This is a genomic window from Streptomyces nitrosporeus, from assembly GCF_008704555.1.
In the GTDB taxonomy this organism is placed as follows: domain Bacteria; phylum Actinomycetota; class Actinomycetes; order Streptomycetales; family Streptomycetaceae; genus Streptomyces; species Streptomyces nitrosporeus.
This window is the reverse complement of the sequence record NZ_CP023702.1, coordinates 4,185,406-4,207,856: the sequence shown is the minus strand read 5'-3', so window position 1 is coordinate 4,207,856 and position 22,451 is coordinate 4,185,406. Positions and strand designations below refer to the sequence as shown.

Sequence of the window (22,451 nt, the reverse complement as noted above, 5' to 3'; positions counted from 1 at the left end):
CACATTCGGGAGAGGGCCGGCTCAGCCTCGGACGAAAGGACGACAGCCTTGAAAGTCCACGATGCCGCGATTTCCGGATGCCCTGTACACCGGGGAACGGCCGACCTCGTCGATCCGCTGCTCCACAGCAGTGGCGACGCGCACGCCGTGTGGAGCCGCATGCGGGCACAGCCCACGCTGACCCGTCAGGAGGTGGACGAGAAGCGCGGTTTCTGGAACATCGTCGGCTTCGACGACGCCGAATTCGTGCTGCGGGAGACCTCGCTCTTCACCTCGGAGCGCGGCACCATGCTCGACCTCCTCGGCACGGACGACCCGGCCGGCGGCAAGCAGCTGGCCGTCACGGACCCGCCCCGGCACACGGAGATGCAGACCCGGCTCAAGAAGGCCCTGGCCATCCGGGCCGTCGAGCGGCAGAAGGACATGATCAGGTCCCTGATCCTGGAGCTGATAGCCCCGCTCGGCGACGGCGGCACCTTCGACTTCGCCGAGGCGATGCTGGCCATGCCGATGTCGGTGACCGGCACGATGATGGGGTTACCCAAGGCCGACTGGCCCTGGCTGAGCCGGCTCACCACGGTCTGCATCGCCGCGGACGACCCCGACTACCAGGACCCCGGCGGCAAGGAGGCCACCCTGGAGTCGGCCCACCGCGAGCTGTTCGCCTACTTCCAGGACCTGGTCCGCTTCCGCCGCAACGACCTCGGTGACGACCTGCTGAGCGTGCTGATCTCGACCGAGTTCGAGGGCCGCCACATGGACTCCGGGGAGATCGTGGCGAACTGCTACAGCCTGCTGCTCGGCGCCAACGTCACCACCCCCCACTCACCGAACTACGTCATGGCGGAGTTCATCGGCAGCGGGGTGCTGGAGGACTGGGCGGCGCACCCGGACGTCAACGTGACGGCCGTCGAGGAGGCGCTGCGCTGGGCCTCCCCCGTGAACCACTTCCTGCGCTACGCGACGCGCGACGTCGAGGTACGCAACACCCTGATCCGCGAGGGTGACGCGGCGGTGGTCTGGCTCGGGGCCGCCAACCGGGACGAGTCCGCCTTCCCCGACGCGACGGTCTTCGACATCCGCCGCAAGCCCAACAAGCACCTCGCCTTCGGCATCGGCCCGCACTACTGCGTCGGACACAGTGTCGCCCGGGTCACCCTGCGCATCCTCTTCGAGGAACTCCTCTCCCGCTTCGAGCGGTTCGAGCCGGCCGGCAAGCCCGAGCGCCTGGCCTCGAACTTCGTGTCCGGCTACAAGCGCGTCCCCCTCACGGCCCGGCCCCGCGCCGGTGCCGGCGTCCGCCGCCCGGAGTGAGCCCCAGATGCCCGTGACCCCTGCGGACACCCCGTGGCTGCGCCGCTTCCACACCGCCGACGACGGCGCCCTCAGGCTCTTCTGCTTCCCGCACGCCGGCGGCAACGCCTCGTACTTCTTCCCGCTGTCCACCCTCCTGGCGCCCCGGACCGAGATGCTGACCGTCCAGTACCCGGGCCGTCAGGAGCGGTTCAACGAACCCCGCATCGAGAGCATGACCGAGCTGGCCGACATCATTGCGGCCGAACTCACCGGCTGGACCCGGGTGCCCTTCGCGCTCTTCGGGCACAGCATGGGCGCGACCCTCGCCTTCGAGGTGGCCTGCCGGCTGCGCGCGAACGGCGCCGAGCCGTCCGCCCTGTTCGTCTCCGGCCGCCGGGCGCCGTCGATCCCCGCACCGGGCTCGGTCCACCTCGCGACCGACGAGGAGCTGGTCGCCGACATCCGGCTGCTGGGCGGCACCGAGTCGCGGATGCTGGACAACGCCGAGCTGCTGGCCGCCATCCTCCCGGCGGTCCGGAGCGATTACGTCGCCACGGAGACGTACCGCTACCAGGGGGCCGACCCGCTCCGCTGCCCCGTCACCGCCTTCATCGGCGACGCCGACCCCCGGGTGGACACCGTCCAGGCCGAGGCGTGGGCCCGCCACACCACGGGCCGCTTCCAGCTGCACACCTTCAGCGGCGGCCACTTCTTTCTGGCCAGGCACTTCGACGCCCTCGCGGAGAGTATCGGCGCCACCGTGGGCCCGGGCGATCAAGAACTGCTCACCCGGAATTAACAGATCCGTAATCCTTCACCTACGCACCGACCATCGGATAGGACTCACCATGAAGTACCGCGTCATCGGCAGCGACCCCGCCACCCGCCGTGAGGTGAGCGTGGTGAGCCTGGGTTCGATGCTCTTCGGAACGGTGACCGACGAATCGACATCGTTCGCCGTTCTCGACCGTTTCGTCGAGGCGGGCGGGAATTTCATCGACACCTCCAACAACTACGCTTTCTGGGTCAACGGCACCCAGGGCGGGGAAAGCGAGGAACTCCTCGGCCGCTGGATCCGCAGCCGGGGAATCGGTGACGAGATCACCATCGCGACCAAACTCGGCGCCCGCCCGAACGCCCCCACGAGCGGATTCAGCCTCGACATCGAGGGCCTTTCCGCCAAGGTGATCCGCGAGTCCGCCGAACGCAGCCGGGAGCGTCTCGGTATCGAGCGCATCCACCTGCTCTACGCACACGTCATGGACGAGAAGACCCCGCTGGAGGAGACCGTCGGGGCGTTCGGCGAGATCGTCGCCGACGGCATCGCCGGACTGCTGGGCGCGAGCAACCACTGGGCCTGGCGTGTGGAGCGCGCCCGGAGCCTGGCCGCGGCGGCCGGCGTCCCCGGCTACGAGGTCCTCCAGCACCACCACAGCTACCTCCGCCAGCGCACCGACACCCCGAGCCTGCGCTCGCCCGACGGCAACCAGGGCCTGGTCAGCGGCGACCTGCTGAGCTACGTACGCGCGAACCCCTCACTCACCCAGATCGCCTACTCCCCGCTGCTCTCCGGCGGATACGTCCGCGACGACAAGCCGCTGGGCCCGGGCTTCGAGCACGCGGGCACGGACCCCCGCCTGAAGGCGGTGCGCGAGGTCGCCGAGGAGACCGGCGCCACCGTCAACCAGGTCGTGCTGTCCTGGCTGATGGGCGGCGACATCCCCGTACTGCCCCTGGTCGGCGCCTCGTCGACCGCCCAGCTGGACGAGAACCTCGCCGCGGTCGACCTCGAACTGACCCCGGAACAGCGGGAGAAGCTCGACACCACCAACTGACCCCGCCCGCCCACCCGCCACCGACGGCCGGCCCCGGTCCCCGGGACCGGCCGTCGCCGTGCGACGCGACACCACCCGGAAGGGGGCACCCCGGAGAAGAACAGAACCCAGGGCGGATGACGATCCGGCCTGGGCCCCCTCTGAGCCGCCTTCGGGATTCGAACCCGAGACCTATGCATTACGAGGGCCCGCACGATCATCCCGGGTGGTGCTGGGCGGTGCCGCGGAATCCCGTTTCCCCAGCTCAGAGGCGTCCGACCGTGATCACCACGACGCCGGGTCCACCCTGGTGCCACCCAGTCCGCTCACGCAGCGCTCACACAACCGGGGCCCATGGACCGTGTCCTATGCCGTGAGTCGGGCGAGTCGTCTGTAGCGGAGGGCGGGCAGCGGGCAGCGGAGGGTGGCGGCGAGGCCGGGAACGGCCAGGCAGTTGCGGGGATGGCGTTCGTAGCGGTGGTTCAGTCTGCGGTAGCCGGCCAGCCAGGACCTCGCCCGCTCGATGACCCGACTGCGGCGCCCAGCCGTTCGCCGGACTCGACTCCCTTACGCGCGATACGCACTCCGATGTGCTTGCTCCATAGCCATTTCCGCAGGTGAGGCACGTCGTATGCCTAATAGGCGTCGAGGTTGGCTGCTGCCGGCCTCGGCAGGGGCTGTGTCTCGTTTGGTGACCCAGGACCATCGGCTTCAGTGCGAGGCTGTCGTGAGTGTTGGCCGCGGAGAGGCCGACGAGGAGGGGCAGTCCGTCCGCGTCCGACAGGACGTGCATCCTGGAACCCGGCTCACCCCGGTCCGCGGGCCTGTGAGTACGCCCCCTTTTCAGCCCTCACGTGGGCGGAGTCGAGGGCTGCCCGGGAGAGGCCGAGGAGGCCGGCGCCGTCCAGGCGGTGCAGGATCTCCTCGTGCAGCCGGCCCCACACACCGGCTCTCGACCAGATCAGGAACCTGCGGTGGGCCGTCGATTTCGAAATCCCGAAACAGGGCGGCAACACACGCCAGACGCATCCACTGACCAGGACGTGGACGATCGCCGTGAACAGCGCCTCATCAGGCGTGTCCTGCGTCCCGCCGCCCTGCGGCCTCGCCCTCGACGGCGGGATCAGCGGCCCCGCGATCTCCCACAACCCGTCCGGAACGATTCGACTCCACGCCCCCCGCCCCTATTCGGACACGATCGGGCACAGTGACACCCGGATCACGCGCGACATCTACCAGAGCGTGCTCCCCCACGTCGGCAAGAACGCCGCCGAGGCCACCGCCGAGCTGGTACCGCTCCAGCGGAAGGCCGACCAGGAGAAGCAGGTCCGCGAGGCCGCCGAGGAAGCGAAGAAGGCCAAGAGGAAGAGCAAGGCCAAAAGGTGACGCGGAAGGGCTGACCACCGCTTCGCTCACGCGCCGCGCCCACAAGCCATCGCACCTGCCTTGTGGCGTCCCTCCAGGACGTTCCACATCACGGACATGCCCTGGCGAGCACCCGGACGGCGATAGCCTGACACCCAGTCAGTGCGACTGTCCAGGGAGGGAATGCCGCATGGCCGTAGCCATGTACCGAGCCGTCCTGCTCGCGCGAAGGAACAAACAGCGCAATGAGAAGCTGAGTGCCCGCCGCAGGAAGCTCGACCGGCACGTCGTCCAGGAGAGTACGGCGCAGGAGAAGCAGCGGCAGGCCACCTACGAGCGGGCCCTCGTCCCCTTCCGGGACGCTTTCGCGCGGCTCAAGCGGGTGGATCTGGCCGAACTTGCCCCGGTGGATCCGGCTGGGCACACCACGGCCGACGTCGAACTGCTGGAGATACAGCGGCTCGCGGTGTCCGCGGTCGGGTCGCTCATCGGGGGCGGAGCCGCCGGAGCGGGCATCGGCGCGGCCACCTACCTGGCCGTCGGCGCCTTTGCCACCGCGTCCACCGGCACAGCTATCTCCGGGCTTTCCGGGGCCGCCGCGAGTAGCGCCACCATGGCCTGGCTGGGCGGTGGTTCGCTGGCGGCGGGCGGCGGTGGAATGGCCGCCGGGACGGCGGTCCTGGCCGCGGTTGTCGCGGTGCCTACGCTCGTCGTGGGCGGAGTCCTCCTTGAATGGCGGGGCCGCTCGGCCCGCGAGGACCAGGAGAAGGTCGCCGAGGAACTGGGAGCGGCGGAGTCAGAACTGGCGGAGGCCCGCCGGACCTTGTCCGAGGTGTTCCAGCGCAGCCGGGAGATCCGCCTCGTACTCAAGGACCTCTGCGTGGCCATGGAAGAGCGGCTGCCGGCCTTCGCGGCACTGGCCGCCGACCATGACGACTACAGGGCGTACGACGCGGAGCAGCGAGCTCAGGTCAAGGAGGTCTTCGATCTCGCCTGCACGACTGTGAAGGTGATGGCGGCCCCGCCGGCCGGAGAGGACGGCCGGGTCGGCGAGCTGTCCGGCCGTGTCGTTGCGGACGCCCGGGCCCACCTTGCCGAACTGGCATCCGCCGCATGAGCCGTACGGTCCTGCCCGGCGCCGCCGACCAGGCCGCCTGGACGGTCGCGGACGCCGCCACCCGCCGGCTGGCCGAGGCCACCGTCGAGACGTTGTGCACCCAGAAGACGGTGGAGCGGCTGGTGCACCGGTACGTCAACATCGGCAACGCCCAGCGTGCCGGACACCTCTTCGAGGTACAGCACGCGCTCTCCTTCAACCAGAACGCGATCCGGGCCGGCGCGTCGGTCCGGGCTGTGGTCACGGAGTGGGCCGAAGGCGGCTCGCAGACGGCCCCGGCCGATCTCTGGCTCGTCGACCGGGGCCGGCTCGTGGGCCAGGCGCAGGCCAAGTTGATGGACAGCGTCCCGAAGACCGCGCACCAGGTGGCCCAGCCGCACTACGAGGGGATGACGCGGCTGGTGGCGGGCGACCGGGTCGCCGCCGTGGACAGTCTGCTGGAGCGCCGACTCACCATGTCTCCCGAGGGAGTGCGGTTCGCCGACTACGCTGACGCCCACGCGCATCTGAAGGACCGGCTGAAGTACGGCGACGTCGCCTCCGACCCGATCGACCTGGCCGACGCGCACCGTTCGGCCCTCGACCCGATGCGCTGGGCGCGCGGCGAGGCGGTACGAGCGGCCGGCCGGGAGACGGCGGCCGTAGCGGGAACGGCGGCGGCGGCCGGCGGGCTGGTGGCCGGGGCCGTGTCCGCTGCCGGACAGCTGGCCCGGGTGCGGGCGGGTGAGACCTCGGCCGCGTCGGCAGCCCTCACAGCAGCCGCGTCGGCGGCCCGGGCTGCGGCGCGGTCCGGGGCCGTGGCGGGGCTGGGATCGGTGATCCGTACGGCGTCGCGGGCCGGGCGTCTGCCTGCGGTACTGGGCGGCGGAGACCTGGCGTTCGCGACGGCCGGTGCCGCGTACGCGGTGGCGGAGGCCGGTGTGGCACTGGCGCTCGGGCGGATCGACGCGGGCGAGTTCGCGGCCTGCAGCGCTGAGGCCACCCTGCGGACCGCTCTGGGCTGGGCGTGCGGGGCGGTGACGCAGACAGTGATCCCGGTGCCGGTGGTCGGGGCACTGGTGGGCGGTCTGGTGGGCCAGGCAGCCGGCACGCTGATCGTGCAGGGCCTGCAGGCCGCTTTGGTGGCGGTCCGCGGCACCGGTGCGCCGGGCGCGCAGCTGCTGGAGCGGGAGCTGCTCACGGCTTCCCTGACCTCGGGGCTGCTGGGCTCAGCGGCGGCCGGCCTGGGTCCGGCGACGCGCGCGTCGGCCGTCGTGCTGCCCGGGCTGAAAGACGTACGGCAACGACTCGCGGGCACCGATCCGGCGGCCGCGCTGTCCGGTCTGGCGGCGCTGACGGCTGAGGAGGCCAGCCGTCCCATCTTCCTGACACCGGAGGAGTTCGACACCTGGATGGCGTCCGAGGACGCCCCGCTGGTCCTCGACCCCAACTGGTGAAGCAACGCGGGCACTCCCCCGACGGAAGCCGCTCGCCGACCTGATGCCGAGCCGGTCGGCCTGTCGAACGCTCACGCATCGCTCACGCAAGCCGTTCCCACGGCGTTCCCATCACGCGACGCGCACCACCCGGGCATGAAAAAACCCCAGGTCACGGCGAGTGAGTCCTGGGGTAATTCCGAGCCGCCTTCGGGATTCGAACCCGAGACCTACGCATTACGAGTTGTCCGATCTCACTCCGACGCGGTCCATAGACGTCCGTCATGCAGCTAGCTGACCTGCTTACCGGTCATCTCAGACAGCAGCGAACGAGCCTGAACGACTGCGGAGTGGGCGGCAACTGAGACTGGAAATGAGACCGACACAAGCCGCTGGCCAGGGGAGAGTTCGAACGGTGTCCGGCGCTGTCTGGCGCCCCTCATCAGGACGCTGTCCGGCCACAGCATCTCTTGTACTTAAATCCGCTCCCGCAAGAACACGGCCGATTACGGGCAGGGCCGGTCGTGTTCTTGCGCTCCTTTAGCCTCTTCGGCGCCCTGCGGACAGCTCCTCCTGACGCCTCCGCCTGCTGGACCGTGACACCGGAACTGGATCTTGATGCCACCTCTGATGGGGCATCAGCATCGCCAGCCATTTCTACTGGCTGCACCTTTTGCCATGCAGACTTGTTACCTCGCTTACCGGGAACCATCTCGATTTTATTCGCCTTACGCAAGGCGTAGAAAACATCCTTCATGCTGTTCTCGGAGTGTATTCCCGTAAGGCTCCGACCGATGGAGTTCGTGATTTCGTCATGGTTCTCAAGGTACTCCATAACGATCTCGTGAGCCCGAGCCAGCGGCGTGTGCCCTAAGTTCACTACGAAGTAGTTTCCTTCAATTGTGAAAATGGGTGACTGCAACCTAGCCTCAGCCATCTTCGCAACGACTGTACGCAGCCCTTCACCGATGTCCTTATTTGGCGGGTCGGGGTACTTGTTTAGCAGGCGCACAATTGTCGGGTTTCGCGAAAAGCGATCCTGAAGAAGCGTGTCAAGCGTCATACTTCCTGGCAGTGATCCGGGACTCCGCACCTCGACGCGGTCGTCGAAGACGTACACCAAGATGTCATCGGAGATATTGTAGTCGCGATGAATTACCGCGTTTACAATGATTTCCTTCAAAACTTCGGGCGGATATTTTACGGGTGCCATTTCCCCGGTCGGCTGAAGCACAGAGACTGACTCGATCAATGCCGTGACCGCAGCGATTGTCTCTTCAATGACGACCCGCGCTGGCCCTTCAATGGTGCCCGGGGTGGCTGCCAGGTGCTCCCTGCGAGGTTCCTTCTCCCTGGTGTTGTACCGTGCGACCTTCACCGCGCAACGCTTCGGTACAACCGCAGGTGGCGATTCAGCGTATAGAATTCCGGCGGATACTTTCGCGGCGCCGGATTCCCTGTCGATGAGGCGCTGCTTGCGGATGAAAATATCCGGCGGTGTCGACGGGCTGTAGGACCTCAGGAAGTAGGCAAGCTCATCTTCGACTACCAAATCTTCTTTATCGTAGTCTGCGAGTAGCTGATCTTCGTAAGTGCGCGCACCTTTTGCCAGGCTCAGGTCTGTAACTGCCTGCCCTGTGATCGAATGGGTGGCGGCTCCGCGTCGCACGTAGACTTTTTTGTCAGCGGCATAATGGACGCTCTCGCTTTTACGAATATTGACCAGGCATGCTAAACCCTGGCGCTCGCGTCCTTGAATGACAAGATATTCCATTGAATACGGAACCGGCGGCTGGATGTCACGGGCGAGCGCCTCTAGGACAATGTTTGCGTCTTCAATTGTGCTGTACCCTTGCCACCTGTCCAAGCCGATGGCCTGCTTTCCCCGGTCTTCGATTCCAACGATGAATTCTCCGCCATCCGCATTGGCGAGACCGGCTGCAATTTTCTGGACTACCGTGCCCTTACTCTGTGCACTTTTGTGATCCCAGAAGTGCGACTCCTCGCGCTCGATGAGGTCCAGCGCGTCTGATACAGGGATGGTCCGCCTCTCCATGTCGAGATTGTAGAAGATGCCCCGTCAGGTGGCGACGGTACGAGTCAAGTTGACTCCCTAAGACCGTGTCCTATGTGGGCTTTGCTCGTTGGGCTCGGTATGGGGCGGGGTACGTGGAGTTGGATTGTTCCGGACGGGCTGTGGGAGATCGCGGAGCCGCTGATCCCGCCGTCGAGGGTGAGGCCGCAGGGCGGCGGGACGCAGGACACGCCTGATGAGACGCTGTTCGCCGCGATCATCTACGTCCTGGTCAGCGGATGCGCCTGGCGGGCCCTGCCGCCGTGCTTCGGGATATCGAAGTCGACAGCCCACCGCAGATTCCTCATCTGGTCGAGAGCCGGTGTCTGGGGTCGGCTCCACGAGGAGATCCTGCACCGCCTGGACGACGCCGGCCTCCTCGACCTCTCCCGGGCAGTCCTCGACTCCGCCCACGTGAGGGCTAAAAAGGGGGCGAACTCACAGGTCCGAGCCCCGTGGACAGGGGCAAGCCGGGCTCCAAGATGCACGTCCTGTCGGACGCGAACGGACTGCCCCTCCTCGTCGGCCTCACCGCGGCGAACACCCACGACAGCCTCGCCCTGAAGCCCATGATCGAGGGCCACCAAACGAGACACAACCCCCACCGCGGCCGCTACTTCAAGCCCCAGCGTCTACATGCGGACAAAGCGTACGACGTCCCTCACCTGCGGAAATGGCTATGGGGCAAGCACATCGGGGTCCGTATCGCCCGCAAGGGAGTCGAGTCCAGCGAACGGCTAGGACGCCGCAGATGGGTCATCGAGCGCACCATGTCCTGGCTGACCGGCTACCGCCGCCTCAACCACCGCTACGAACGCCACCCCCGCAACTACCTGGCCTTCCTCGGCCTCGCCGCAGCACTCTGCTGCTACAAACGACTCCTCCGGATCACCACATAGGACACGGTCTAAGAAGTCATCTCATTTGGCGAGTCGGCGGTAGCAGATGAGGGTGCAGGCGATGCTGGTGAAGGCGAGGAAGTAGTCGGCCTTGTGTTCGTAGCGTCGGTGGAGTCGGCGGCAGCCGGCGAGCCAGGCCATGGTGCGTTCCACGGTCCAGCGGTGGCGGCCCAGCCGTTGGGAGGGCTCGACTCCCTTGCGTGCGATGCGGTGGGTGATGCCGCGTTCGCGTAGCCATCGCCGCAGGTGGGCGTAGTCGTATCCTTTGTCGGCGTGGAGTTTGGCGGGCTTGCGCCGTCGCCGGCCTCGGCGCGAGCGGATCGGCGGGATGCCCTTCACGAGGGGTATCAGGGCTTAGCTGTCGTGCAGGTTGGCCCCGGAGATGCCGACGGATATGGGCAGACCGGTCCGTTCGGTGATCAGGTGGATCTTCGAGCCGTACTTGCCCCGGTCGACAGGATTCGGACCTGTCAGGTCCCTCTTTTCAGGGCTCGCATGTTCACCGAGTCGATCGCGCACCTTGACCAGTCAAGCTCGCCGCGGGCACCGAGTTCGTCGAGGACCAGGCGGTGGAGCCTGGCCCACACCCTGGCCTTCGACCACTCCGAGAACCGCCGGTGGGCGGTCGCTCCGGACGGGCCGAACGACGCCGAAGGCAGCTGCTGCCAGGTACAACCTGACGTGGCCACGAAGACGATCGCCGCCAGCACTTCCCGGTCGCCGTACCGACGCCGACCACCACCCTGCGGCCGCGACGGCGCCTCCGGCACCACCCGCTGGAACAACGCCCACAACTCGTCCGGCACCAGCCGCTCAACGATCCCCACCATGGCTCACAGACTACCGAGTCGCCCAAATGAGATGACTTCTAAGTAGGAAGACACTGCGTCACCTGCGTCACCCGCACCCCGAAAACGGCCGGTGACCTGCCGGAAGACGGGTGACGCAGACGGCCGATTCCTGCGTCACCCCGCGTCACCTGCGTCACCCAATGACGCAGGTCTGCGTCACCGGTGACACACCCCCACCGCGCTGCGTCACAACAAAACCGCATGTCAAAGCGATGAGTGACGCAGATGACGCAGGTGACGCAGAAATCCGCACCTCGGACAGGCGCGAGCCCTGACTATGCCCAAGCCCAAAGGAGACGCCCGGATGAGTATCGCGATTACCGCTTCCGTCGACCGGCTCCTGTACAAGCCCGAAGAGGTCGCCGAAGCACTCGCCATCGGCCGTTCCACGGTCTACGAGCTGATGGCCGAAGGCGCCCTGAAGTACATCAAGTTGGGACGTACACGTCGGATCCGTCGTACCGACCTCGAAGCCTACGTGGCCAACCTCGCCCCGCTGCCCAACTGACTCCGAGCACGTCACCAAGGCGCCCCGAGCACCTCGCTCGGGGCGCCTCCCGCATGGAGGAGCACATGAGCCCCCGCAAGCCCAACATGGAGTCATCCATCTACTTCGGCGCCGACGGCTGGTGGCACGGCCGCGTGACGATGGGTGTAAAGAGCGACGGCGGTCCCGACCGACGCCACCGCCGGGCCCGGACGGAAGCCGAGATCAAGCGCAAGGTGAAGGAGCTGGAGCGCCAGCGGGACCAGGGACGCGCACCCGCCGCCGGTCGCAAGCCGACCGTCGCGGCCTGGATGGAGACCTACCTCACCGACATCGCGAGCCTGAAGCTCAAGCCGCGCTCGCTCGACGACTATTGGTCCAAGACGCGCAACGACATCATCCCCGGCGTCGGTAAGCACCGCATCGACAAGTTGCAGCCCGAGCACCTGGAGCGGATGTACCGGGCCATGCTCGACGCCGGCCACGCTCCCTCCCACGTCGTGAAAGTGCACCGCATCCTGTCCCGCGCCTTGAAAATCGCCCACCGGCGCCGCGTCGTCGGCGAGAACGTCGCCACGCTCGTGGACCCGCCGAGCATCGACGAGACCGAGGCCAACCCCTTCACCAAGGAGGAGGCCAAGGCGTTCCTCGAAGCGGCGGCGAGGCGGCCCACCTTCATGCGGTGGATCGTCGGTGTCGGCATGAGGTTCCGGCAGGGCGAGACGCTCGGGCTCCGCTGGTCGTACGTCGACCTGGAAGCGGAACTGTTCCGCCCCGAGTGGCAGCTTCAGCGGCTCACGTGGCGGCACGGCTGCGACGACCCGCAGGCCTGTGGGCAGCGTCTGCACCGCTTCGAGCCGTGCCCGCCCGACTGCCCCACCCACAAGGGCTACAAGCGCGGCTGTCCGAAGCCGCGCGCCAAGACGTGCATCAAACATGCGAGCGCCTGCCCTGAGCGCAAAGACGGCGGGCTCACTTTCACCCGTCCCAAGACCAAGAAGAGCCGGAACGCCGTGCCGATCCCGCCCGTCTTCATTCCCTTCCTGCTCGACCACAAGGCTCAGCAGGAAGCAATGCGAGAGGCAGCCGGGGAGCTGTGGCAGGAGCACGATGTCGTGTTCTCGCGACCGGATGGCCGACCGCTGGACCCGCGCGTGGACTACGAAGAGTTCAAGGAACTACTCAAAAAAGCCGGGATCGATGACCGCCGCCTGTACGACGGGAGCCGCCACACCGCCGGCACGATCCTGAACGAGCTGGGCGTCGACATGCCCACGATCATGGAGATCCTGCGGCACACACAGATCAGTCAGACCCGGCGGTACGTCAAGGGGCGGTCCCACCTGTCCAAGGACGCCATGCGGCGGATGGGCGAGTTCTTTGTGCCGCCGCCGGCGCCCCCGTCGGTCCCGGAACCTGGCCCGACTGAGACCAGAAGTGAGACCGCCGACACCCGAGCGGACCGCGCCCGGCGCCGTCGTCGCATCCGTTGAACGAAAAAGCCCAGCTCAGACACTGTCTGGGCTGGGCTTTGAGTGGAGCCGCCTTCGGGATTCGAACCCGAGACCTACGCATTACGAGTGCGTTGCTCTGGCCAACTGAGCTAAGGCGGCACGCTCCGGGCACACCATGGTGCGACCAGCAGCGACGCCAAGTCTACACAGTTTCCAGGGGTGCTCCGAACCGCCCGCCCCCGGGAGCGTAACCGCAGGTCAGGAGCATTTCTTGCCGTCCTCGGGCGGAGTTCCCTCCAGCAGGTACGTGTTGATCGCCGTGTCGACGCAGTCGCTGCCCCGCCCGTACGCCGTGTGCCCGTCGCCCTCGTAGGTGAGGAGGCGGCCCGAGGAGAGCTGGTCCGCGAGCCCCTGCGCCCAGCGGTACGGCGTGGCCGGGTCGCGGGTGGTGCCGACCACGACGACGGGGCCGGCGCCCTCCGCCTCGATGCGGTGGGCCTCGCCGGTGGCGGGGACGGGCCAGGACGCGCAGTTCAGAGCCGCCCAGGCGAAGCCCTTGCCGAAGACCGGTGACGCCTTCTCGAAGGAGGGCAGCGCCTCCTCGACGGCTTCCGGGCCGGTGAACGCGGGGGCGAGATCGAGACAGTTCACCGCCGAGTTGGCGAACATCAGGTTGGCGTACGTGCCGTCCGGTTCCCGCTCGTAGTAGCTGTCCGCCAGGGCCAGGAGGCCCGAGCCGTCGCCTTCCTGGGCTCCGGCGACGGCCTCGCGGAGCTGCGGCCAGGCCGCCTCGTCGTACATCGCCGCGATCACGCCCGTCGTCGCGAGCGACTCGCCCAGCATCCGGCTCTCACCGGTCGGGACGGGCTCGGCGTCCAGTTCGGCGAAGAGCTTCTTCATGGCCCTCGCCGCGGCGTCGGCGGAGGCCGTGCCCAGCGGGCACTCCCGCTGCTGGACGCAGTCCGCGGCGAAGGACTGGAAGGCGGTCTCGAAACCGGCGGTCTGGTCCCGGTTGACGTCGATCGCGGGCAGTGACGGGTCCATCGCCCCGTCGAGCACGAGCCGGCCCACCCTCCGGGGGAACAGGTCGGCGTACGTCGCCCCGAGGAAGGTGCCGTAGGAGGCGCCCACGTAGTGCAGCTTCTCGTCGCCGAGCAGGCCGCGCAGGATGTCCATGTCGCGTGCCGTCTCGACCGTGGAGACGTGCGGGAGGATCTTGCCCGAGCGCTTCTCGCAGCCCGCCGCAAACGCGCCGTAGGCCTCCTTCAGCGCGGCGGTCTCCGCCGGGTCGTCGGGGGTCTGGTCCACCTGCGTGTAGGCGTCCATCTCCTTGCCGGTGAGGCATTCGACGGGTTCGCTGCGGGCCACCCCGCGCGGGTCCACGGCCACCATGTCGTAGCGGGCGCGCACGGGGGCCGGGTAGCCGATGCCCGCGTACCCCTGGAGGTAGCCGATCGCCGAGCCGCCGGGGCCGCCCGGGTTCACCAGGAGCGAGCCGATCCGCTCGCCCGGCCCGGTGGCCTTCTTACGGGCGACGGCCAGATCGACGTCCCCGCCGTCCGGCCTCGCGTAGTCGAGCGGGGCCTTCATGGTGGTGCACTGGAAGCCCTCCACCCCGCAGTCCCGCCAGCGCAGCTTCTGCGTGTAGTACGGCCGGAGCTCCTCGGCGACGGCGGAGCCGGTGGCCGAGGCGCTGGGCGCCGAACCACCACCGCTGCAACCGGAGACGAGGAGGCCGGCAGTACCGAGACCGGTGGCGAGGATGCGGAGCAGGCGCCTGGTTTCCATCCCCGGAGCGTAGCGGCAGGGGGACGACCCGACCGTTTTCCCTCACTTACGGGTGAATCCGCGCGTCCCGTGTCCTGACAGCCGCGCGGAGCGGCACGACACGGCACAGCGCAGCACGGCGCAGCGCAGCACAGCCCGGCACGGCGCAACACAGCCCGGCACGACACGGAGCAACACGGCCCGGATCGGCGCAACACGGCCCGGCACGGCGCGGAACGCCCCTGCCACCGGGTGCGCGCCGGGGCCGCGCGGCCGGTCAGCCGGCCCGCAGCGCCATCGTCATCGCCTCCACCGCCAGCAGCGGGGCGACATTGCGGTCCAGTGCGCCGCGGCAGGCGATCACGGCCTCTATCCGGCGCAGGGTGCGCTCGGGCGTCGAGTCCTCGGCGACCCGGTCGAGCGCGTCCCGCACATCGGTGTTGGCGAGGGCGACGGCCGAGCCCAGCTGGAGGGCCAGTACATCGCGGTAGAAGCCGGTGAGTTCGGTGAGCGCCAGGTCCAGGCTGTCGCGCTGCGTACGTGTCCTGCGGCGCTTCTGCTTGTCCTCCAGCTCCTTCATCGCCCCGGCCGTACCCCGCGGCATCCGCCCGCCCGCGGCGGCACCGAGCGCGGCCTTCAGCTCCTCGGTCTCCCTGGAGTCCGTCCCCTCCGCGATCTGCTTGGCGTCCTCGGTCGCCGTGTCGATCAGCTCCTGGGCCGCCTTGAGGCAGCCGCCGACGTCATGGACGCGCAGGGGCAGCTTGAGCACGGCGGCACGCCGCGCCCGGGCCTGCTCGTCCGTGGCCAGCCGGCGGGCCCTGTCGATATGGCCCTGGGTGGCCCGGGCGGCGGACGCGGCACGCTCCGGGTCGATCCCGTCGCGCCGGACGAGGACGTCCGCGACGGCATCCACCGGGGGCGTACGCAGCGTGAGGTGGCGGCAGCGGGAGCGGATCGTGGGCAGCACGTCCTCCAGCGAGGGTGCGCAGAGCATCCACACGGTGCGGGGGGCGGGCTCCTCCACCGCCTTCAGCAGGACGTTGCCCGCGCCCTCGGTGAGCCGGTCCGCGTCCTCCATGACGATGACCTGCCAGCGCCCCACGGCCGGGGAGAGCTGGGCCCGGCGGACCAGGTCGCGTGTCTCCTTCACCCCGATGGAGAGCAGTTCCGTGCGGATCACCTCGACGTCCGCGTGGGTCCCGATCAGCGCCGTGTGGCAGCCGTCGCAGAACCCGCAGCCCGGCACCCCGCCCAGGGCCCGGTCGGGGCTGGTGCACTGGAGCGCCGCGGCGAAGGCGCGGGCGGCGGTGGCCCGGCCTGATCCGGGCGGTCCCGTGAACAGCCAGGCGTGGGTCATCTTCGAGCCGGCGGGCACCGCTTCACCCGCGGCCTGGGCCGTGACCAGCGCGTCGGCGTCCCGGGCTGCGGCGCCCAGCTGCTCCTGCACCCGGTCCTGCCCGACCAGGTCGTCCCATACGGTCATGGGTCACCGCCCTTCCGTGGTGTGGTGGCGAGGAGCCGGACTCCATTGTGCGGGAGGGGTACGACAGCCCCGGCCACCCGCGGTCCGGGCCGCGGCGCACGGAGGCCGGGCCGCCCCCTGCGGGACCGCCCGGCCTCCGCCCTCCATGGACGTCGGTGCCGTGGACGTCAGCGGCCCGGACGGCGTCCGTTCCCGCCGCGCCGGTCCGGGTCGTCGTCGTACCCGCCGAGCAGTTCGTCCGCCAGCGTCGGCAGGTCGTCGAGCGGTGTCTCCTCGGCCCAGTCGGGGCGTGGACGCTGCCGACGGCCCGCGCCGTCGCCGGAGCGGCCGTCCTGGCCGGAGCGGCCGGTCCGGCCGGCCTGCCTGGCTTGGGGATCGTCACTGATCTGGGGCAGCTCCCGGGTGCGCTCGTTCTCCCCTTCGGCCCCGTCGGCCCTCCGCTCCTCGCGGAACATGTGCGGGGGGACCCGGTCGGACGGTTCCTCGTCCCGGACGGGCGGCAGTACGGCCGTCTCGTCGGCGTCGGGAGAGGGACGGCCCTGCGGCTCGGCCAGCGGCACGGGCTGCGTGATCTCGTTCGGGTTCACGACCGGGGTCGGCACGGTGATCTCGTTGTCGGGCACGGAAGGACCGCCGGACGCCCGGGACGCCGCATCGCGGGCCGCTGCCGCGGCGGCCGCCTCGGCCTCGGCCCGGCGCCTCGCCTCCTCGGCGCGCAGCAGCGCCTCCTCGGCCTTGCGCTGCTTCTCCAGCCGCAGCGCCTCCGCCTCCTTGCGGAGCCGGGCCTCCTCCGCGGCCTGCTTGCGCAGACGTTCCTGCTCGGCCTCGCGGGCGCGCTCCTCGGCCTCCAGCCGGGCGCGCTCCTCCTCGGCACGGCGACGGGCCTCCTCGGCACGCTGCCGCGCCTCCTCCGCCTGCCGCTCGGCCTCGCGCTGCCGCGCCTCCTCCTCCTCGCGGCGCCGGCGCTCCTCCTCCTCGGCACGGAGCTTGGCGAGCTGGGCCTGGCGCTCGCGCTCCAGCCGCTCCTCCTCCGCCTTCCGGGCCGCTTCCTCCTCGGCCTTGCGGCGGGCCTCCTCCTCGGCCGCCCGGCGCGCTTCCTCCCGGGCCTCGATCTCGGCCTCGGAGAGCGGCAGGAGCTGGTCGAGCCGGTGGCGTACGACGGTGGTGATCGCCTCCGGTTCCTGCCCGGCGTCCACCACGAGGTACCGGAACGGGGCGGCGGCGGCGAGGGTGAGGAAGCCGGACCGCACCCTGTCGTGGAACTCGGGCGGCTCGGACTCCAGCCGGTCGGGCGCCTCCGTGAAGCGTTCCCGCGCGGTCCGGGGGGAGACGTCCAGCAGGACCGTCAGGTTCGGTACGAGTCCGCCGGTCGCCCAGCGCGAGATACGGGCGATCTCCGTCGGGGACAGGTCGCGTCCGGCCCCCTGGTAGGCGACGGACGAGTCGATGTAGCGGTCCGAGATGACGATCGCGCCCCGCTCCAGCGCCGGACGTACGACCGAGTCGACGTGTTCGGCCCGGTCGGCGGCGTACAGCAGGGCCTCGGCCCGGTTGGAGAGTCCCGCCGAGGAGACGTCGAGGAGGATCGAGCGCAGCCGCTTCCCGATCGGGGTGGCCCCCGGTTCGCGCGTCACGACGACCTCGTGGCCCTTGGCCCGGATCCATTCGGCGAGCGCCTCGACCTGGGTGGACTTGCCCGCTCCGTCACCGCCCTCGACGGCGAGGAAGAAGCCGGTGGAGGCGGGCGCCACCGCCGTGTCACCCCCGCGCAGCGCCTCCCGCAGGTCCCGGCGGAGCGGCACTCCGGAGCGGTCGTCGATCCTGGCCAGGACGACCACGGCGACCGGCAGCAGCAGCGCGCCGACCAGCATCAGGGTGAACGCGGCGCCACCGTGGGCGAAGACGAAGTCACCGGAACCGAGCCGGTGACGGCCGATGGCGCCGGCGAGCAGCGGGCCCCCCACCGCCCCGACCGCGATCAGGACCCGGACGACGGCCTGCAGGTGCTCGGTGGTCCTGGCCTGCCGGGCGGGTTCGGCCTCCTGGTCGAGGACCGCGTGACCGGTGTTGGCCGCCACACCCGCCGCGTAACCGGCCAGCAGCGTGAGGAACACCCCGGTCGCGGTGTCCGGCACCAGGCCGAGCGCGAGGAGCGCCACCCCGGTGACGGCGATGGAGAGGGCCAGCATCCGGCGCCGCGAGAGCGCGGGCAGCACCATCCGCGCGGTACGGATACCGAGCGCGGTGCCTCCGGTGAGGACGAGGATCAGCAGGGCGAAGGTGACGGACCCGCCGTCCAGGTCGAAGGCGTGCAGCGCGAAGACACCGGCGGCGGCGGCGACGGCTCCGGCGACCAGGGCGCACGCGGCGGTGACGAGCCGGGCCGACCCGGTGCGGCCCTTGTCGGGCCCCGGGCCGGAGGCGGGCCGGCGCAGCCCTTCGAGGGGCGAGCGCGGGCGCGGGGTGGGGATGCCGGGGAATTCGAGGAAGTAGAGGACGGACACGGAGGCGGAGAACAGCCCGGCCGCGACGTACGAGCCGAGCGCAGCCTGGTGGAAGGAGAACCACTCGAAGCCGGTGCCCAGCAGATTGCCGATCAGCGTCGCGACCAGGAGTACGGCGGCGGCCACCGGGAGGGCCAGGAAGTCCGTCCGCAGGGAGAGCCGTCGCAGGGCGTCGAGGTGGTCGGGCAGCGGGCGTACCGCGGCTCCCTCGACGGGAGGCGCCGGCAGCAGCGCGGGGGCCGCGCTCTCCTTGGCCACCGTCCACAGGCGCTCGGCGGCACCGGTCACGAAGACGGTGACGAGGATCATCAGCAGTGCCTTGTCCGGCACCCAGTCGATCCACAGCGGTGCGACGACCAGCGAAGCCAGCCGCAGCGCGTCCGTACCGATCATCAGCCAGCGCCGGTCCAGCGGCCCGCCGGGTCCGGTGAGCGAGGTCAGCGGACCCAGGAGCACCGCTCCGAAGAGCACCGTGGAAAGGAGTCTGGCGCCGAACACGGCGGCGACGGCAAAGGCCGCCCCGCGGTATCCACCCCCGAAGGACCCCTCCTGGACCGCCGCCTGCAGCGACAACAGCACAAGCACGAGAACGGCGAGTGCGTCGCCGATGCTGCCGAGGGCCTGGGCGCTCCACAGCCGCCTGAGCGGGGGAACACGTAGCAGGGCCCGTACGGCGCGCTCGCGTGAGTCTGCGGCAAGTGTGTCGGAGGTGGGGCTCACGACCAATGGCTGCTCGGCTCGCGTCATCCGCCCAGCCTATCGGCAGTGTGAGCGTGGCCGGGGGCCGCACCCGAACATATGGGCGCCGGTGCGGGTCCGGACTCCCCGGGGCCCCGGTCGCCGGCGCGCCGCCCCTGCTCCTGCTCCTGCCGGCGACGGGCGCAGACCTCGACGCGGGTGGCGGACTCCAGGCGGAGCGACGACGGGTCCCCCGCCCGGCGAACCGGACGGGGGACTCGGCCGAAGGTCCGGGAGGCCCGGACTCAGCTCTCCTCGGCCGCCGAGGGCGAGGCCGCCCTGGTGGCCGTCGCCTTCGCGGCCGTGGCCTTCGTGGCCGACTTCGTCGCGGCCGTCTTCTTCGTCGCTGCCGTCTTCTTGGCCGTGGTCTTCTTCGCCGTCGTCGTCTTCTTGGCCGCCGCCTTCTTCGCGGGGGCCTTCTTGGCGGGAGCCTTCTTCGCCGTCTTCTTCTTCGCGGGCCCCTTGGCCCGCTTCTCGGCGAGCAGTTCGTACCCGCGCTCCGGGGTGATCTCCTCGACGCTGTCACCGGTCCGCAGCGTCGCGTTCGTCTCGCCGTCGGTGACGTACGCGCCGAAGCGGCCGTCCTTCACGACCACCGGAGCCCCGCTCACCGGGTCGGTGCCCAGCTCCTTCAGCGGCGGCTTGGCGGCGGCCCGGCCACGCTGCTTGGGCTGGGCGTAGAGGGCGAGGGCCTCTTCGAGCGTGATGTCGAAGAGCTGCTCCTCGGACGTCAGCGAACGCGAGTCGGTCCCCTTCTTGAGGTAGGGCCCGTACCGGCCGTTCTGCGCGGTGATCTCCACGCCCTCGGCGTCCTCGCCGACCACGCGCGGCAGCGACATCAGCTTGAGGGCGTCCTCCAGCGTCACCGTGTCGAGCGACATCGACTTGAAGAGCGAGGCGGTCCGCGGCTTCACCGCGTTCTTGCCCGTCTTCGGCGTGCCCTCGGGCAGCACCTCGGTGACGTAGGGGCCGTAGCGGCCGACCTTGGCGACGATCTGGTTCCCGCTGACCGGGTCGGTACCCAGCTCGAAGTCGCCGCTCGGCTTGGCCAGCAGCTCCTCCGCGTACTCCACGGACAGCTCGTCGGGTGCCAGGTCCTCGGGGACGTCCGCGCGCTGGTGGCCCTCGGAGTCCTTCTCGCCCCGCTCGATGTACGGCCCGTACCGGCCGACCCGGAGCTTGATGCCGTTGCCGACCGGGAAGGAGGAGATCTCCCGGGCGTCGATCGCTCCGAGGTCCGTGACGAGTTCCTTCAGTCCGCCGAGGTGGTCGCCGTCGCCGTTGCCCGCGGCGGAGGCCGCGCCCGCGCCGGAGGCGTCGTCACCCGCTCCGAAGTAGAAGCGCCGCAGCCACGGCACGGACTGGGCCTCACCGCGTGCGATGCGGTCGAGGTCGTCCTCCATGCGGGCCGTGAAGTCGTAGTCGACGAGCCGGCCGAAGTGCTTCTCCAGCAGGTTGACCACGGCGAACGAGAGGAACGACGGCACCAGCGCCGTGCCCTTCTTGAACACGTAACCGCGGTCCAGGATCGTCCCGATGATCGAGGCGTACGTCGACGGGCGGCCGATCTCGCGCTCTTCGAGCTCCTTGACCAGCGAGGCCTCGGTGTAACGGGCCGGGGGCTTGGTGGCGTGCCCGTCGGCCGTGATCTCCTCGGCGCTCAGCGCGTCGCCCTCGGCGACCTGCGGCAGCCGCCGCTCGCGGTCGTCCAGCTCGGCGTTCGGGTCGTCGGCGCCCTCGACGTATGCCTTCATGAAGCCGTGGAAGGTGATCGTCTTGCCGGACGCGGAGAACTCGGCGTCCCGGCCGTCGCTCGCCCGGCCGCCGATCCTGACGGTGACGGAGTTCCCGGTGGCGTCCTTCATCTGGGAGGCGACGGTCCGCTTCCAGATCAGCTCGTACAGCCGGAACTGGTCACCGGTGAGACCGGTCTCGGCGGGCGTGCGGAAGCGGTCCCCGGAGGGGCGGATCGCCTCGTGCGCCTCCTGCGCGTTCTTGACCTTCCCGGCGTAGGTGCGCGGCTTGTCCGGGAGGTAGTTCGCCCCGTACAGCTGCGTGACCTGCGCACGGGCCGCGGAGACCGCGGTCTCCGAGAGCGTCGTGGAGTCCGTACGCATGTAGGTGATGAAGCCGTTCTCGTACAGCTTCTGCGCGACCTGCATGGTGGCCTTGGCGCCGAACCCCAGCTTGCGGCTCGCCTCCTGCTGGAGGGTCGTCGTCCGGAAGGGGGCGTACGGCGAGCGGCGGTACGGCTTCGACTCGACCGACCGGACCGCGAACGCGGAGCCGGCGAGGGCGGCGGCCAGGGCGCGCGCGTTCTCCTCGTCCAGGTGCAGCGTCTGGGCGGAGGCGGACTTCAGCAGACCGTCCGGACCGAAGTCGCGGCCCTGGGCGATGCGCCGCCCGTCGACCGCGCTGAGGCGCGCGGTGAACGTGGCCGGGTCGGAGGTGTCGCCGCTGCGGCCCGTCGCGAAGGTGCCGGTCAGATCCCAGTACGAAGCGGAGCGGAACGCGATGCGCTCCCGCTCCCGCTCGACCACGAGACGGGTCGCGACGGACTGGACACGGCCTGCGGAGAGCCGCGGCATGACCTTCTTCCACAGGACCGGCGAGACCTCGTAGCCGTAGAGGCGGTCGAGGATACGGCGGGTCTCCTGGGCGTCGACCATGCGCTGGTTGAGCTCGCGCGGACTGGCGACGGCCGCCCGGATCGCGTCCTTGGTGATCTCGTGGAAGACCATCCGGTGGACCGGGACCTTGGGCTTGAGGACTTCCTGCAAATGCCACGCGATGGCTTCGCCCTCGCGGTCCTCATCGGTGGCCAGGAAGAGTTCGTCGGACTCGGCCAGTAGCTGCTTGAGCTTCCTGACCTGGGCCTTCTTGTCCGCGTTGACGACATAGATCGGCTGGAAGTCGTGCTCGACGTCGACGCCGAGCCGGCGGACCTCACCGGTGTACTCGTCGGGGACCTCGGCCGCGCCGTTCGGCAGGTCGCGGATGTGCCCGACGCTCGCCTCGACGACGTATCCGGGGCCGAGGTAGCCCTTGATCGTCTTCGCCTTGGCAGGCGACTCGACGATGACGAGTCGGCGGCCGCCCTGTGCGGTCTCGCTGGTCGGGGACAACTTCGCTCTTCTCTCCGGTCGGCACTCGTGGGGCATCCGGGCAGAGCTGGGGCGCTGCACGC

14 protein-coding genes, 1 tRNA gene and 2 pseudogenes are annotated in these 22,451 nt (G+C 69.7%); 9 read left to right on the top strand and 8 right to left on the bottom strand.

Features of this window, described 5'->3' with window-relative positions; all coding sequences use genetic code 11:
* The first annotated feature begins 159 nt into the window (after positions 1–159).
* Genes CP967_RS18745 through CP967_RS18735 form a run of 3 tightly spaced genes read left to right on the top strand, consistent with a single transcriptional unit; the run spans position 160 to position 3,131 of the window.
* Positions 160–1,314, top strand: coding sequence for a cytochrome P450 (locus CP967_RS18745; protein WP_229888613.1), 1,155 nt, complete (start codon positions 160–162; stop codon positions 1,312–1,314).
* Between the two features lie 7 nt (positions 1,315–1,321).
* Entirely contained in the window at positions 1,322–2,095 is a 774-nt protein-coding gene (locus CP967_RS18740) for a thioesterase II family protein (protein ID WP_150489074.1), read from the top strand.
* 49 nt (positions 2,096–2,144) lie between these two features.
* Positions 2,145–3,131: an aldo/keto reductase gene (locus tag CP967_RS18735; RefSeq protein WP_150489073.1), complete on the top strand. Its 987-nt coding sequence runs from the start codon at positions 2,145–2,147 to the stop codon at positions 3,129–3,131.
* A gap of 345 nt (positions 3,132–3,476) precedes the next feature.
* Here the strand turns inward: CP967_RS18735 and CP967_RS18730 are convergent.
* A pseudogene (locus tag CP967_RS18730) lies at positions 3,477–4,273 on the bottom strand (IS5 family transposase).
* On the opposite strand from CP967_RS18730, the gene CP967_RS34710 reads away from it, so the two are divergent.
* From CP967_RS34710 to CP967_RS18715, 3 genes are all read left to right on the top strand, one after another.
* Positions 4,167–4,496, top strand: coding sequence for a hypothetical protein (locus CP967_RS34710; protein WP_229888614.1), 330 nt, complete (start codon positions 4,167–4,169; stop codon positions 4,494–4,496). The pseudogene CP967_RS18730 and the gene CP967_RS34710 sit on opposite strands and share 107 nt — an antisense overlap.
* Positions 4,497–4,665: 169 nt before the next feature.
* Positions 4,666–5,592, top strand: a complete 927-nt coding sequence (locus CP967_RS18720; protein WP_150489072.1) for a hypothetical protein — start codon at positions 4,666–4,668, stop codon at positions 5,590–5,592.
* Entirely contained in the window at positions 5,589–7,028 is a 1,440-nt protein-coding gene (locus CP967_RS18715) for a hypothetical protein (protein WP_150489071.1), read from the top strand. Before CP967_RS18720 ends, CP967_RS18715 begins: the two co-directional genes overlap by 4 nt.
* 421 nt (positions 7,029–7,449) lie before the next feature.
* Here CP967_RS18715 and CP967_RS18710 read toward each other — a convergent pair whose 3' ends face one another.
* Positions 7,450–9,063 carry an ATP-binding protein gene (locus CP967_RS18710; protein WP_150489070.1) on the bottom strand — a complete coding sequence of 538 codons (1,614 nt, stop codon included), beginning with the start codon at positions 9,061–9,063 and terminating at the stop codon, positions 7,450–7,452.
* Between the two features lie 99 nt (positions 9,064–9,162).
* Here CP967_RS18710 and CP967_RS18705 point away from each other — a divergent pair.
* Positions 9,163–9,980 (top strand): IS5 family transposase gene (locus tag CP967_RS18705; RefSeq protein ID WP_150491928.1). Its coding sequence is split into 2 segments (ribosomal slippage): positions 9,163–9,505 and positions 9,505–9,980, totalling 819 coding nucleotides; the frame shifts between segments, so codons are not numbered across the junction.
* Positions 9,981–10,001: 21 nt separating this feature from the next.
* Here the strand turns inward: CP967_RS18705 and CP967_RS18700 are convergent.
* A pseudogene (locus tag CP967_RS18700) lies at positions 10,002–10,810 on the bottom strand (IS5 family transposase).
* Positions 10,811–11,135: 325 nt separating this feature from the next.
* Between CP967_RS18700 and CP967_RS18695 the strand changes: the two are divergent.
* Together CP967_RS18695 and CP967_RS18690 are read left to right on the top strand one after the other, a co-directional pair.
* Positions 11,136–11,339 carry a helix-turn-helix domain-containing protein gene (locus CP967_RS18695; RefSeq protein ID WP_150489069.1) on the top strand — a complete coding sequence of 68 codons (204 nt, stop codon included), beginning with the start codon at positions 11,136–11,138 and terminating at the stop codon, positions 11,337–11,339.
* 65 nt (positions 11,340–11,404) lie between these two features.
* Positions 11,405–12,811 carry a tyrosine-type recombinase/integrase gene (locus tag CP967_RS18690; protein WP_150489068.1) on the top strand — a complete coding sequence of 469 codons (1,407 nt, stop codon included), beginning with the start codon at positions 11,405–11,407 and terminating at the stop codon, positions 12,809–12,811.
* 43 nt (positions 12,812–12,854) lie between these two features.
* Here the strand turns inward: CP967_RS18690 and CP967_RS18685 are convergent.
* The 5 genes from CP967_RS18685 to topA all read right to left on the bottom strand — a co-directional run bounded on the left by CP967_RS18685 (position 12,855) and on the right by topA (position 22,389).
* Positions 12,855–12,931: transfer RNA gene (locus CP967_RS18685), tRNA-Thr, on the bottom strand.
* A gap of 99 nt (positions 12,932–13,030) precedes the next feature.
* On the bottom strand, positions 13,031–14,560 hold the full coding sequence (locus CP967_RS18680) for an alpha/beta hydrolase (protein ID WP_150489067.1): 1,530 nt from the start codon (positions 14,558–14,560) through the stop codon (positions 13,031–13,033).
* A gap of 256 nt (positions 14,561–14,816) precedes the next feature.
* Positions 14,817–16,022: a DNA polymerase III subunit delta' gene (locus CP967_RS18675; RefSeq protein ID WP_150489066.1), complete on the bottom strand. Its 1,206-nt coding sequence runs from the start codon at positions 16,020–16,022 to the stop codon at positions 14,817–14,819.
* Between the two features lie 167 nt (positions 16,023–16,189).
* Positions 16,190–19,273 carry a dTMP kinase gene (tmk, locus tag CP967_RS18670; RefSeq protein WP_150489065.1) on the bottom strand — a complete coding sequence of 1,028 codons (3,084 nt, stop codon included), beginning with the start codon at positions 19,271–19,273 and terminating at the stop codon, positions 16,190–16,192.
* A gap of 236 nt (positions 19,274–19,509) precedes the next feature.
* Positions 19,510–22,389 (bottom strand): type I DNA topoisomerase, encoded by a 2,880-nt coding sequence (gene topA / locus CP967_RS18665; protein ID WP_150489064.1) that lies wholly within the window; start codon positions 22,387–22,389, stop codon positions 19,510–19,512.
* Positions 22,390–22,451 lie beyond the last annotated feature (62 nt).

Bases quoted from the DNA above. Each gene is read 5' to 3' on its own strand.
- CP967_RS18695 (WP_150489069.1), top strand. From the start codon at position 11,136: ATGAGTATCGCGATTACCGCTTCCGTCGACCGGCTCCTGTACAAGCCC.
- CP967_RS18735 (WP_150489073.1), top strand. From the start codon at position 2,145: ATGAAGTACCGCGTCATCGGCAGCGACCCCGCCACCCGCCGTGAGGTG.
- CP967_RS18715 (WP_150489071.1), top strand. From the start codon at position 5,589: ATGAGCCGTACGGTCCTGCCCGGCGCCGCCGACCAGGCCGCCTGGACG.
- CP967_RS18710 (WP_150489070.1), bottom strand. From the start codon at position 9,063: ATGGAGAGGCGGACCATCCCTGTATCAGACGCGCTGGACCTCATCGAG.
- CP967_RS18740 (WP_150489074.1), top strand. From the start codon at position 1,322: ATGCCCGTGACCCCTGCGGACACCCCGTGGCTGCGCCGCTTCCACACC.
- tmk (WP_150489065.1), bottom strand. From the start codon at position 19,273: ATGACGCGAGCCGAGCAGCCATTGGTCGTGAGCCCCACCTCCGACACA.
- CP967_RS18675 (WP_150489066.1), bottom strand. From the start codon at position 16,022: ATGACCGTATGGGACGACCTGGTCGGGCAGGACCGGGTGCAGGAGCAG.
- CP967_RS18680 (WP_150489067.1), bottom strand. From the start codon at position 14,560: ATGGAAACCAGGCGCCTGCTCCGCATCCTCGCCACCGGTCTCGGTACT.
- CP967_RS18690 (WP_150489068.1), top strand. From the start codon at position 11,405: ATGAGCCCCCGCAAGCCCAACATGGAGTCATCCATCTACTTCGGCGCC.
- CP967_RS18745 (WP_229888613.1), top strand. From the start codon at position 160: ATGCGGGCACAGCCCACGCTGACCCGTCAGGAGGTGGACGAGAAGCGC.
- CP967_RS18720 (WP_150489072.1), top strand. From the start codon at position 4,666: ATGGCCGTAGCCATGTACCGAGCCGTCCTGCTCGCGCGAAGGAACAAA.